The organism is uncultured Bradyrhizobium sp., assembly GCF_947648125.1.
Lineage (GTDB): Bacteria > Pseudomonadota > Alphaproteobacteria > Rhizobiales > Xanthobacteraceae > Bradyrhizobium.
Genome location: NZ_CANSMR010000012.1, coordinates 74,635 through 87,452 on the forward strand (window position 1 = coordinate 74,635; position 12,818 = coordinate 87,452).

General features: G+C 64.4%; 13 protein-coding genes. 3 read left to right on the forward strand and 10 right to left on the reverse strand.

Features of this window, described 5'->3' with window-relative positions; genetic code table 11:
- Positions 1–33: 33 nt before the first annotated feature.
- Complete coding sequence (locus Q0030_RS21625; protein ID WP_298371499.1) at positions 34–1,005, reverse strand: tripartite tricarboxylate transporter substrate binding protein; 972 nt, start codon at positions 1,003–1,005, stop codon at positions 34–36.
- A 195-nt stretch (positions 1,006–1,200) separates the two neighbouring features.
- Positions 1,201–2,112 (reverse strand): LysR family transcriptional regulator, encoded by a 912-nt coding sequence (locus tag Q0030_RS21630; protein ID WP_298371501.1) that lies wholly within the window; start codon positions 2,110–2,112, stop codon positions 1,201–1,203.
- Between the two features lie 141 nt (positions 2,113–2,253).
- Between Q0030_RS21630 and Q0030_RS21635 the strand changes: the two genes are divergently transcribed.
- The 3 genes from Q0030_RS21635 (at position 2,254) to Q0030_RS21645 (ending at position 5,840) form a co-directional block, all read left to right on the forward strand.
- On the forward strand, positions 2,254–3,402 hold the full coding sequence (locus Q0030_RS21635; protein ID WP_298371503.1) for an HlyD family secretion protein: 1,149 nt from the start codon (positions 2,254–2,256) through the stop codon (positions 3,400–3,402).
- A gap of 333 nt (positions 3,403–3,735) precedes the next feature.
- Positions 3,736–5,346, forward strand: coding sequence for an MDR family MFS transporter (locus tag Q0030_RS21640; RefSeq protein WP_298371505.1), 1,611 nt, complete (start codon positions 3,736–3,738; stop codon positions 5,344–5,346).
- 35 nt (positions 5,347–5,381) lie between these two features.
- On the forward strand, positions 5,382–5,840 hold the full coding sequence (locus tag Q0030_RS21645) for a carboxymuconolactone decarboxylase family protein (RefSeq protein WP_194458547.1): 459 nt from the start codon (positions 5,382–5,384) through the stop codon (positions 5,838–5,840).
- A gap of 151 nt (positions 5,841–5,991) precedes the next feature.
- Here the strand turns inward: Q0030_RS21645 and Q0030_RS21650 are convergent, their stop codons facing one another.
- The 8 genes from Q0030_RS21650 to Q0030_RS21685 form a co-directional block, all read right to left on the reverse strand.
- The gene (locus tag Q0030_RS21650) at positions 5,992–6,852 is read right to left on the reverse strand and encodes a D-amino-acid transaminase (protein ID WP_298371509.1); all 861 of its coding nucleotides are present in this window, start codon (positions 6,850–6,852) and stop codon (positions 5,992–5,994) included.
- Positions 6,853–7,053: 201 nt separating this feature from the next.
- Positions 7,054–7,785 carry an amino acid ABC transporter ATP-binding protein gene (locus Q0030_RS21655; RefSeq protein WP_298371510.1) on the reverse strand — a complete coding sequence of 244 codons (732 nt, stop codon included), beginning with the start codon at positions 7,783–7,785 and terminating at the stop codon, positions 7,054–7,056.
- Between the two features lie 18 nt (positions 7,786–7,803).
- A complete protein-coding gene (locus Q0030_RS21660) occupies positions 7,804–8,496 on the reverse strand; it encodes an ABC transporter permease subunit (protein WP_298371512.1) in 693 nt (230 codons plus the stop codon).
- 2 nt (positions 8,497–8,498) lie between these two features.
- Positions 8,499–9,230, reverse strand: coding sequence for an amino acid ABC transporter permease (locus Q0030_RS21665; RefSeq protein ID WP_298371514.1), 732 nt, complete (start codon positions 9,228–9,230; stop codon positions 8,499–8,501).
- A 151-nt stretch (positions 9,231–9,381) separates the two neighbouring features.
- Entirely contained in the window at positions 9,382–10,299 is a 918-nt protein-coding gene (locus Q0030_RS21670) for an amino acid ABC transporter substrate-binding protein (protein ID WP_298371516.1), read from the reverse strand.
- A 28-nt stretch (positions 10,300–10,327) separates the two neighbouring features.
- On the reverse strand, positions 10,328–11,191 hold the full coding sequence (locus tag Q0030_RS21675; protein WP_298371518.1) for an alpha/beta hydrolase: 864 nt from the start codon (positions 11,189–11,191) through the stop codon (positions 10,328–10,330).
- A complete protein-coding gene (locus Q0030_RS21680) occupies positions 11,188–11,604 on the reverse strand; it encodes a hypothetical protein (protein ID WP_298371520.1) in 417 nt (138 codons plus the stop codon). Before Q0030_RS21680 ends, Q0030_RS21675 begins: the two co-directional genes overlap by 4 nt.
- 153 nt (positions 11,605–11,757) lie before the next feature.
- Positions 11,758–12,603, reverse strand: coding sequence for an IclR family transcriptional regulator (locus Q0030_RS21685; protein WP_298371521.1), 846 nt, complete (start codon positions 12,601–12,603; stop codon positions 11,758–11,760).
- Positions 12,604–12,818: the final 215 nt, after the last annotated feature.

Consider the following 12,818-nt stretch of genomic DNA (forward strand, 5'->3'; position numbering starts at 1 on the left):
AAAAAGATGTGATCGTCACCTGACGCATGCCGCCTATTCGGCCTTGATGCCGGCGTCCTGGACCACCTTGCGCCAGCGCGCCTCCTCAGCCGTGAAGTAGCGGTCGAGCTCGGCCGGAGGCTGTGCCACCATCACGAGGCCCTCATTGACGCTGAGCTTCCTGAAGGCCTCCGCCTGCACAGCCTTGGCCGCCGATTTGTTGAGGCGGTCGATGACGTCGGGCGGCGTGTTCGCAGGTGCGTAAAGGCCGTACCAGGATTCCGCGGCGTAGCCCGGCACGCCGGCTTCCGACACCGTCGGCAATTGCGGGAATGACGCCGAGCGTTCAGCCGAGGTCACCCCGATCGCACGCAGCTGCCCGGCCTCGACCAGCGACGCACAGCTTGCCACCGTCGTGAACATCACCTGGATCTGGCCGCCCAAGAGGTCGGTGATCGCTGGCGCCGCGCCCTTGTAGGGCACGGTGGTGAGATTGACGGAAGCCATATGTTTGAAAAGCTCGCCGGCCAGATGCGCCGAGGTGCCCGTGCCATAAGTCCCATAGGACAGTTTTTCCGGATCGGCCTTCGCAGTCGCGATCAGATCGGCGATCGACTTGATCGGCGAAGCAGGATTGACCACGACGACATTGAACGAACGCGCCACCAGCGCCACCGGGGCAAAATCCTTGTGGGCGTCGTAGGGCAGCTTGGCGTAGAGGCTCGGGTTGACGGCGTTGGCGAAGGTCGCCATCAGCAGCGTGTAGCCGTCGGCCGGGCTGGCAGCGACGCTTTGCGTGCCGATGATGGTGCCCGCTCCCGGCTTGTTCTCGACGATGACGGTGACGCCGAGATCCTTCTGCATCTCCTGCGCCAGCGTCCGCGCAACAACATCGGTGCCGCCGCCCGGTGCGAACGGCACCACGATCTTCACGATGTGATCGGGATAGGCGGCGTGCGCCGGCGCCTGCAGCAGCACATTTGCTGCGATCGCGAACAGGATGGAGGTCAGAACGCGAAGCGGCATGGCAGGCCCCGGGCGGCAAGTGACGTGCCCTTCATACACGCCGGCGCCATGCAAGGGATGCCGGGTGGTCATGATACTGCGAAGTGTAGACAAGCCCGTCATTGCGAGCGAAGCGAAGCAATCCATCGTTCCGCGTGCTGGAAAGCGTGGATTGCTTTGTCGCTTCGCTCCTCGCAATGACGGCTACACCGTCCATCACGAATACGGATTGATCAGCTTCTGCTGCTCGGTGGCGTGATGCACCAGGAGATCGATGAAGACGCGCACCTTCGCCGAGAGGTGATGGCGGTGCGGGTAGATCGCGTTCATCGTGAGCTCGACCGGCCGGTATTCGGGCAGCAGCCGAACCAGCTTCCCCGCTTCGAGTTCGTCCCGGACCAGGAAGCCCGCCGCCAGGAACACGCCGACGCCGGCGAGCGCCGCGAGTTTCAGCGTCTCGCCGCTGTTGGAGACGAGATTGCCCGCCACCTTCACCGCTGCCGGCGCGCCTTTGCGGTCGACGAAGTGCCACTCGTCGCCGAATGGGTAGTTGATATGGCGAACGCAGTTGCGGGTCGCGAGGTCAGCGAGCTGCTCCGGCTTGCCGTGCGCCTCGACGTAGTCGTGCGAACAGCACAGCACGTGCCGCCAGGTGGCGATGCGGCGCACGATCAGCGCGGAATCGCGCGGCGGGATCATCTGCACGGCGAGATCGAAATTTTCGTCGAGCAGGTCGGCCGAGCGTTCGCCGATCATCAGGTCGACCTTGACCTCGGGATAGGCGGCGAGGAACCCGGTCACCGTCGACGACAGGAACTGGACCAGATGGGTGTTGGTGAAGATGCGCAGCGTGCCGCGCGGCACCGATTGCTGCGCACCCGCGATGTCGTCGGCCTGCTCGATGTCGGCGAGGATCTGGACGCAGCGCTCGTAGTAGGCTTGGCCGACCTCGGTGAGGCTGACCTTGCGTGTGGTGCGGTTGAGCAGCCGGGCACCGAGCCGGTCTTCCAGCGACTGGACGTGGTTGCTCACCATTGTCGTGGACATGTTGAGCTTGCGGCCGGCGGCGGAAAAGCCGCCGGAATCCACGACCCGGACGAAGGCGGTCAAACTGGTCAGGCGATCCATCTAACAAGGTCCGGATTATCAGCGCTGGCTTGATAATGCTTCCAGTTTTATCGGGATTATCACAGCGGGGAGGACATTGCATCTAAGGGCCTATCCGGCGCCCTTTCTGGAAGGACGCGAATGTTCGGCCAGGAGACAATCATGTCGACCACAACCTATGTTCCTGAAGAATCTACCAAAATCGGCCTCCGCCCGTCGCGGCGGACGGTCAAGCGGGTGGCGCTTGGGCTTGCCGTGGTGCTCGGCATCGCCGTGGCCAGCGACTTCGGCTACGACTACCTCACCACCGGCCGTTATCTCGAATCCACCGACGACGCCTATGTGAAGGCGGACTCCACGATCATCGCCCCGAAAGTGTCGGGCTACATCGCTCGCGTGCTGGTGACCGACAACCAGCCGGTGAAGGCCGGCCAGCTGCTGGCCGAGATCGACGACCGCGACTACCGCACGGCGCTCGGTCAGGCCAAGGCCGACGTCGACGCGGCCGATGCCTCGGTGCGCAACCTCGATGCCCAGCTCGAATTGCAGCAGCCGATCATCGACCAGAGCACCGCCGACGTCACGGCCGCCGAGGCCAATCTGAAATTCGCCCAGGAAGAGCAGAGCCGCTACGACGGGCTGATGAAGTCCGGCTCCGGCACCATTCAACGCGCGCAGCAGACTGATGCGGCGCTGCGCAGCAATACGGCGCAGTTGCAGCACGCCAAGTCGGCGCTGTCGGCGGCGCAGCGCAAGGTCGACGTGCTCACCACGCAGCGCGCGCAGGCTGTGGCGCAAGTCGACCGCGCCCGCGCGGTCGAGCAGCAGGCCGAGCTGAACCTGTCCTACGCGCGGATCACCGCGCCGGTCGATGGCACGGTCGGCGCCCGTACGCTGCGCGTCGGCCAATACGTGCAGGCCGGCACGCAGCTGATGGCGGTGGTGCCGCTCGATGCGGTCTATGTGGTCGCCAATTTCAAGGAGACGCAGCTCACCAATGTGCGCAACGGCCAGCCGGTCGAGCTCACCGTCGACAGTTTTCACGGCACCACGCTGAAGGGCCACGTCGACAGCCTGTCGCCGGCCAGCGGCCTCGAATTCGCGCTGCTGCCGCCCGACAACGCCACCGGCAACTTCACCAAGATCGTGCAGCGCGTGCCGGTGAAGATCGTGCTCGACGATCACAGCCTCACCGGCCTCTTGCGGCCGGGCATGTCGGCGATCCCGACCGTCAACACCAAGGCAACCGTGCTGGCCGAGCGAGAAGAGAGGCGGCGGCTGGCGTCGGCGGCGCGGGCGAGCGGTGGGTAGCCTTCAAACGTTCTTCGACTGATTTGACGCGATCGACCGTGAAGATCGATCGCGTTTTGCCATCCACGACCGCTCTTCGCCTCTCCCGCTTGCGGGGGAGGCCGTATTGCATCGCAGATGCAATACGGGTGGGGGCTCCCTCCACAGCATGACTCGCAGAGAGAGCCCCCACCCCACCCTCCCCCGCAAGCGGGAGAGGGAGCCTGGCAAGCATGCCCGCCTCACGAACCAACGGCGGATTATCAACCTCCGCCGGACAATCCTTCCAGTCTTTCCCAGATTATCGAAACCGGCCGCCTAATACATGTTATGCGGGCCAGCAAGGACGACCCCATGACCGCACTCCAGCCCACAGCCAACGCCGCCGATCTCCCCTCGCCCGCAGCGCCGGCGACGCCCGCGATCCCGACCAAGACCTGGATCGCGGTGATCGGCGCCACGCTCGGCGCCTTCATGGCGGTGCTCAACATCCAGATCGTCAATGCCTCGCTTGCCGATATCCAAGGCGGGATCGGCGCGGGCATCGATGACGGCGGCTGGATCTCGACCTCCTACCTGATCGCCGAGATCGTGGTGATCCCGCTCTCCGGCTGGCTCGCGCAGGTGTTCTCGGTGCGCATCTATCTGCTCACCAATGCGTTCCTGTTCCTGGTGTTCTCAGGCGCCTGCGCGCTGGCGCAGGACCTGCCGCAGATGATCGCGCTGCGCGCCGTGCAAGGCTTCACCGGCGGTGTGCTGATCCCGATGGCATTCACGCTGATCATCACGCTGCTGCCGAAGGCGAAGCAGCCGATCGGGCTTGCGCTGTTCGCGCTGTCGGCAACGTTCGCGCCGGCGATCGGCCCGACCATCGGCGGCTATCTCACCGAGAACTGGGGCTGGCAGTACATCTTCTATGTCAATCTGGTGCCGGGCGCCGTGATGATCGCGATGCTGTACATCTCGCTCGATCCGAGCCCGATGAAGCTGTCGCTGATCCGTCAGGGCGACTGGCTCGGCATCATCACCATGGCGATCGGCCTCGCCGCGCTGCAGACCGTGCTGGAAGAGGGCAACAAGGACGACTGGTTCGGCTCGCCCTTCATCGTCCGCCTGTCGGTGATCGCAGCCGTGGCGCTGGTCGCCTTCCTCATCGTCGAGTTCACCGTCGAGAAGCCGCTGCTCAATCTGCGCCTGCTCGCCCGCCGCAATTTCGGCTTCGGCATGCTGGCCAACTTCCTGCTCGGCATCGCGCTGTACGGCTCGGTGTTCATCCTGCCGCAATATCTGTCGCGCATTCAGGGTTACGACGCCGAGCAGATCGGCATGGTGCTGGCCTGGACTGGCCTGCCGCAGCTCGTGCTGATCCCGCTGGTGCCGCGGCTAATGCAGCGCTTCGATCCCCGCATCGTGATCGGCGTCGGATTTGCGCTGTTCGCCGGCTCCAACTTCATGAACATCTACATGACCAACGACTATGCGGCCGATCAGCTGCTTTGGCCGAACGTCGTCCGGGCCGTCGGTCAGGCGCTGGCATTCGCTCCGCTGTCGGCGGTTGCGACGGCGGGAATCGAGGCGGAGAATGCCGGGTCGGCGTCAGCGTTGTTCAACATGATGCGCAACCTCGGCGGCGCCATCGGCATTGCCGCGCTGCAGACACTGCTGACCAAACGCGAGCAATATCACTCCAACGTGCTGATGCAGTCGGTCTCCATGCTGGAACAGGCGACCCGCACGCGGATTGAGGGATTGACCCAGTATTTCCTGAGCCACGGCGTTGCCGATCACGCCGACGCCACCCATCGCGCGATCGCGGCGGTCGGCAGGGTCGTGCAGAAGCAGGCCTACATCCTCGCCTTCAGCGACACCTTCTATCTGCTCGGCGTGGCGCTGATCGTAGCATTGGGGGCGGCGCTGTTCCTGAAGAAGCCGGGCCAGCTCGCTGGCGGCGGCGGTGCACACTAGCCTTTCTACTCAACCCATAACCAAGGAGAACGACCATGAAGCCCCGCATGAATTTCTACCAGGCCGCCCCCGAGACGATCAAAGCGCTGGTTGCGGTCGAAGGCCAGATCACGGCGAGCGGTCTCGAGCAATCGCTGATCGAGCTGGTCAAGACCCGCGCCTCGCAGATCAACGGCTGCGCCTACTGCATCAACATGCACACCGAGGACGCCCGCAAGCATGGCGAGACCGAGCAGCGGCTCTATCTGCTGAACGCCTGGCGCGAGTCGCCGCTCTACAGCGAGCGCGAGCGCGCCGCGCTGGCCTGGACCGAAGCACTGACGCTGGTCGCGGAGACGCATGCGCCCGACGCCGACTACGAGGCGGTGCGCGCGCAGTTCACGGACAGCGAGCTCGTCAACCTGACCACGCTGATCGGCGCCATCAACGCCTGGAACCGGATCGCGATCGGCTTCCGCGCGGTGCATCCTGTGAAGGTGAAGGTGGCGGCGTGAGGGCAATCCTGTCCGCCATATACTTCACTGTCATGCCCCGCTTCATGCGGGGCATCCAGTACGCCGCGGCCTCTCGGCTCAAGCACCGCGGTCTCTGGAATACTGGATCGCCCGGTCGAGGCCGGGCGATGACAGCACGAATGGGGATGGATCAAACCGCCGTCGCGCGGGCGAACTCGACATAGATCTCGCGCAGGCGATCGGTGATCGGGCCGACCTTGCCGTTGCCGACGGTCTTGCCGTCGATCGCGACCACGCCCTGCACGAACACCGAGGCGCTGGTGATGAAGGCTTCCTTGGCGGCAAGCGCTTCTTCGACCGTAAAGGCGCGCTCCTCGATGCGAAGCTGGCGTTCCGCGGCGAGCTTGACCACCGCCTTGCGGGTGCAACCGGGCAGGATCTCGTTGCCGTTCTGCCGGGTCACGATGACGTCGTCCTGGGTGACGATGAAGGACGAGGACGAACCGCCCTCGGTGACCTTACCGTCCTCGATCATCCAGGCCTCGCCGGCGCCGGCGGCGGCCGCGGCCTGCTTGGCCAGCACCTGCGCCAGCAGCGCCACGCTCTTGATGTCGCGCCGCTCCCAGCGGATGTCAGGCACCGTGATGACGTTGATGCCGGTCTTGGCCGACGGCGCGTTGATGATGTCCTTTTCCGAGGTAAACATCACAAGGGTCGGCTTGACGTCGGCCTTCGGGAAGGCGAAATCGCGCCCCTTGTCGGCGCCGCGGGTGACCTCGAGATAGACCATGCCGTTGACGAGGTCGTTGCGCTTGACCAGCTCCTTCTGGATCTCCTCGATCCGCTCCAGCGTCTCGGGAAGCGCAAGCTGGATCTCGCCGACCGAGCGCTTGAGCCGCGCCAGATGCGAGGCGTTGTCGATCAGCTTGCCCTCGAGCACCGCCGCCACCTCGTAGATGCCGTCGGCGAACAGGAATCCGCGGTCGAACACCGAGACCTTGGCCTCCGAATGCGGCACGAACGAGCCGTTGACGTAAGCGATCTTTTCCACGCGAGTTCTCCTGCGGACGAAGGGGGTTTCAGGCCTTCGTATACGCAAATTGTTAGCGGGGGAAAACCCCGCCTCTGTCATTCCGGGGCGCGCCACTCGACGCGAGCCCGGAATCCATACTCACGATCGTGGTTATGGATTCCGGGCTCGCCTCTGCGAGGCGCCCCGGAATGACGATGGGAAGAGGCTGGCGCCCCAGCCCTAGTGCTGCAAGATCTTCGACAGGAACTTCTGCGCGCGGTCGCTGCGCGGCGTGCCGAAGAAATCGGCCTTCTTGGCGTCCTCGACGATCTCGCCGCGGTCCATGAAGATGACGCGGTCGGCGACCTTGTTGGCAAAGCCCATTTCATGGGTCACCACCATCATGGTCATGCCCTCGCGGGCGAGGTCGACCATGACGTCGAGTACCTCGCTGATCATCTCGGGGTCGAGCGCCGAGGTCGGCTCGTCGAACAGCATCGCGATCGGGTCCATCGCCAGCGCGCGGGCGATCGCGACGCGCTGCTGCTGACCGCCGGACAATTCGGCGGGAAACTTCTTCGCATGATCCTTCAGCCCGACGCGGTCCAGCAGCTTCATGCCCTTGGCGGTGGCATCGTCATGCTTGCGGCCTAGCACCTTCTCCTGCGCGAGGCGGAGATTGTCGATGATGCGCAGATGCGGGAACAGCTCGAAGTGCTGGAACACCATGCCGACGCGGGAGCGCAGCTTCGGCAGGTCGGTCTTGGGATCGTTGACCTTGATGCCGTCGAGCGTGATGTCGCCGTCCTGGATCGGCTCCAGCGCGTTGACGCATTTGATCAGGGTCGACTTGCCCGAGCCGGACGGGCCGCAGACCACGACCACCTCGCCCTTGGCGACGCTGGTGGTGCAGTCCTTCAGCACCTGGAAGGTCGGCCCGTACCATTTATTGACGTGATTGATCTCGATCATGATGGCTCAGCTTGTTGTTCAGCGAACAATGGCGATCCGCGCCTGCAGGCGGCGGACGCCAAAGGACGCGACACAGGAAATGACGAAGTAGACCAGCGCGGCGAACAGGTACATTTCGACCAGGCGGCCGTCGCGCTGTGCGACCTTGCTGGCGGCACCAAGGAAATCCGGGATCGACAGCACGTAGACCAGCGAGGTGTCCTGGAACAGCACGATGGTCTGTGTCAGCAGCACCGGCAGCATGTTGCGGAACGCCTGCGGCAGCACTACGTAGCGCATCGACTGCGCGTAGGTCAGGCCGAGCGCGCTGGCCGCGGCCGGCTGGCCGCGCGAGATCGACTGGATGCCGGCGCGCATGATCTCGGAGAAATAGGCCGCCTCGAATGCGACGAAGGTGATCAGCGAGGAGGCGAAGGCGCCGACCGAGATAGGCCGCGACGCGCCGGTCAGCCACTGTCCGATGTAAGGCACCAGGAAGTAGAACCAGAAGATCACCAGCACCAGCGGCAGCGAGCGGATGAAGTCGACATAGAAGCCCGCGATGCGCCCGAGCACCTTGTAGCTCGACAGCCGCATCAGGGCGATCAGGGTGCCGAACACGAGGCCGCCGAACGCGGCGAGCGCCGTCAGGGTCAGCGTGAAGCGCATGCCCTCCAGGAACAGGTAGGGCAGCGAGCGGCGGATGACGTCGAAATCGAGATTGCCGAGCATCGTCATTTGCCCGTGATGTAGCCGGGGATCGCGACATAGCGCTCGAGTAAGCGCATCGCGGTGACCACGACGAAATTGAGGAGAAGATAGAGCACGGTTGCCGCGGTGAACGCCTCGAACACCTGGAACGAGAACTCCTGCATCGAGCGCGCCTCGCCGGTCAGTTCGATCAGACCGATGGTGATGGCGACCGCGCTGTTCTTGATGGTGTTGAGGAATTCGGAGGTCAGCGGCGGCAGGATGATGCGGAACGCCATCGGCAGCAGCACGTAGCGATAGGTCTGCACCGTGGTGAGGCCGAGCGCGGTCGAAGCCTGCTTCTGCCCGCGCGGCAGCGAGCCGATGCCGGCCTGCAATTGCACGGCGACGCGCGCCGACATGAAGAGGCCGACGCCGATCGCTGCGGTCCAGAACGGCGCGTTCGGCAACTGCTTCAGCCACAGCCCGGCGGATTTCGGCAGCAGCTCGGGCAGCACGAAGAACCACAGGAAGAGCTGCACCAGCAGCGGCATGTTGCGGAAGAACTCGACCCAGCAGAAGCCGATCCACGACGCTGTCCGCGACGGCAGCGTGCGCAGCACGCCGACCACCGAGCCGGTGACCAGCGCGATGATCCAGGCGAGCACCGACACCTTGACGGTGACCACCAGTCCCGACAGCAACAGGTCGAGATAGGTGCCGGTCCCCATCGGGTTCGGCTCGAGAAAGATGTGCCAGTTCCAATTGTAGTTCACGGGTCCCCCGCGCTCTCGCGCCGATTACGCATTACGCCGACATCGCGCGCGGCGTCTATGCAAATGTCCGGCCATTCTCCTCCAAAATGGCCGGACACGCTTATTTTCGGGACCCGCCGCCGACGGCGACGGGTCGTGCGCAACGCTGCGATCAGTTCACCAGATAGGCATCCGGATCGGGTGAATCCGACGGCTTGGCAAGCTGCTTCTTCATCTCCGGCCCGAGCGGCACGTTGAGGTTCAGGCCCTTCGGCGGGATCTTCTGGTTGAACCACTTGTCGTAGATCTTCTGGCCCTCGGGGCTGGTGTAGAGCGCCGCGGTGGCGGCGTCGACGACCTTCTTGAACGGCGCGTCATCCTTGCGCAGCATGATGCCGTACGGCTCCGGCTTGGAGAACGCGTCCTTCGAGATCACGTAGTCGCCCGGCGACTTCGAGCCGGCGACGAGGCTTGCGAGCAGGATGTCGTCCATCACGAAGGCGACCGCGCGGTCGGTCTCGACCATCAGGAAGGCCTCGGCGTGATCCTTGGCCGGGATGATATTGACGCTCAGCCCGCGCGCGAGGTTGGCTTCGGTGAGCTGCTTGATGTTGGTGGTGCCGGCGGTCGAGACCACCGTCTTGCCCTTGAGGTCGTCGATCGAGTTAATCTTGCTCGCCTTCTTCGTGACGTAACGGCTCGCGGTCAGGAAGTGGGAGTTGGTGAAGGAGACCTGCTTCTGGCGCTCGGCATTGTTGGTGGTCGAGCCGCATTCGAGGTCGACGGTGCCGTTGGCCATCAGCGGAATACGCGTCGCCGAGGTCACCGGGTTGAGCTTGACCTCGAGCTTGTCGAGCTTCAGCTCCTTCTTGATGGCATCGACGATCTTGTAGCAGATGTCCATCGCGTAGCCGACGGGCTTCTGGTTGTCGTCGAGATAGGAGAACGGGATCGAGGAATCGCGGTAGCCGAGCGTAATCGCGCCGGTGTCCTTGATGTTCTTCAGGGTTCCCGTCAGCTCCTCGGCCTGCGCCTGGCTCACGCCGAGCGCGGCGGCGAGCGCGAAGCCGATCAGATATTTGGATGTCATACGTCTACTCCTTCGTGGAAACGTCGATTTACTGCGTGAGAATGTCGGCGAGGACGGGTGCGATATAGCGGCGAAACTGCTCCGGATTCTCGCTCATCGGAAAATGACCGAGCTTTTCCATGATCGTGACGCTGGCGCCCCCTATAGCCGCTGCTGTCCGCCTCGTGTCCTCGGGCGTGCAGGAGAAATCATACTCGCCCGTGAGAAGGTAGAGCTTGCATACTTTAGTATCGATTGACGCGACCCGGCCGCGCAGGTCGCCGTCGACACGATAGAAATAAAGGTCGCCCTTGAACACGCCGGGACCGCCCTGCTTGTAGGCCCACAGCGTTTCCATCCTCGCAGGCGCCGGGCTTTGCGGCGCAATCAGCCCCGACACCAGCGCAGCGCAGACTTCGCCGCCGTGAACGTCGGGGCGGTTCAGCCAGTCAGTGTCATACCACGGCGCCTGGAAATCGGCAGCCTCGAGCCCGATCAGCGCGCGGAACTCGGCGGCATGTTCGATCGCAAGGTTGAGCACGATGCGGCCGCCGATCGAGCAGCCCATCACGACAGGCTTCTCCAGCCCCAATGCACGGCAGAAGGCGCGGATGGTCTCGGTGTAGCGCGCTGTGGTGAGTTGGTATTCATCGCCGGTCCAGCTTTTCGGCGGATTCGACTTGCCATGCCAGGGCATATCGAAGGCAATGACGCGGAAATTTTCGGCAAACGCGCTATCTGCGAGCAGATGCCGCCACTGCCGCGCGTCTGATCCCGCGGTGTGCAGGCAGACCAGCGGAATGCCCTTGCCGTTCTCCTCGAAATAGATCCGGTGCAGCTCGCCGCCGACCTCGACGTGAACGTAGCGGCCGACCATCGGCTCGATATGGCCGTTCGTGATGGTGCCGCTCATGATACGGCCGCCGCGAAACGCTGCCGCGGCAGCGCCAGCAGGTCCTTGAAGTATTGCAGATGCGCCATGAAGGGATGCAGATCGCCTTCCAGCACCGCCTCGCCGCGCTTGGTCAGCGCCAGCAGATCGTGCCAGCCGGGTTTCGGTTCGGCCTGCCAATAGGCCGCCCAGGCCTGCGGCGTCGCGCGATAGGCGAAGCGCCACGAGCGCATCAGGACCGGCGAGGGCACGAGCTCGACGATGCGGCCGCCACGGATCGCAGCGTGAAATGGCCGCGCCATCGGACCGAGCAGGCAGTCACAATCGAGCAGCCGCCCGCGCGCGACCAGCGAGGGAGCCTGGTCGAGTAATGCGGGAAGGCCGGCAAACGCCTTCGTCACAGCGTCGTCGGTGGCGTCGGGCGATCGCGTCATCTGTCAGGGAAGTTTCCTGCGGCGGACAGCCCATGATGACCGGAAGGGCGCACTCCCGCAAGGCGCCGATGCCCTTGGATGCCCTTGGGTTCCCTGGATTATACGCTTGACCAAACGCCGCTTGCCGGTCAGGGCGCGGAGCGGTGCGCCAGCTCAACCCGCCTTCACCGTACGCGCGCTCTTCGGCGCCTGGGCCATCGCGCGGGCCAGCACCTGGGCTTCCTTCTTCAGCATGTCGGCGAGCTCGCTTTCGCGGCGGCGGATGCGGTCGGATGCCGCGCCGATCGAGAGCGCGGCGACCACCTCGCCGGCATCGTCGCGGACCGGCACGCCGACGCCGCCCATGCCGGGGAATGCGGCGTCGATCAGCACGGTGTGGCCGGCCTTGCGCGCCGCCGCGATCCGCTCGCGCAGGAATTTTGGCGTGATGCGCGGCGATTTCGCCAGCCGCGGCACGATCACCTCGATCACGGCCTCGATCTCGGCATCCGGCAGCCAGACCAGGAGCGCAAGCGCGCCGGCGCCGACGCCGAGCGGTCGGCGGCTGCCGATCTGCAGATAATTCGGCTGCAGCGGATGGCTGCCGACCGAGCGCGCCAGATACAGCGCCTCGACCCCGGAGCGCACCGACAACAGCGCCGTATCGGCGGACCGCTCCGACAGCCTGAGCAGGCTCGGCTGCGCCAGTTCGGCGATATCGACCGAGCGGCGCGCGCCGACCGCCATCACCCGCGCCTCCTGGCCGAGCTCATAGGTCTTGGCGCCGGTGACCCGGCTGACGAAACCTTCCTCGATCAGCGAGTTGAGGATACGCAGCGCGGTCGCCTTGTTCAGCGAGGTGGTGTCGGCGATGTCGGTCAGCCGCAGCGGCGAGCGCTGCGCCAGCACGCGCAGGATCGCGCAGACCTTCTGGATCGCGTTGAACTTGTCGGGTTGGCCCGGCTCCGGCGGTGGCCTCTTGCGGCTGGTCCGTGCGGTCGCAGTCGTGGAGGCGTTCATGCCCTAATCTTCCTTGCCTTCAAATCCAAATACTGAACCAAGCATGACGAATGGCCGTGCCAGGCGGACATCATCCTAAAACGGATGGCGCGCGCCGGACATCGTATACTTTCGTCAGATGAAACTTTGATTGCGACTATCTACGCTGCTTTGCAGCAACAAGGATGTTCGAATTTCGCTTCACGAAATCCACCGCCATTTGAGCATGATTTCCT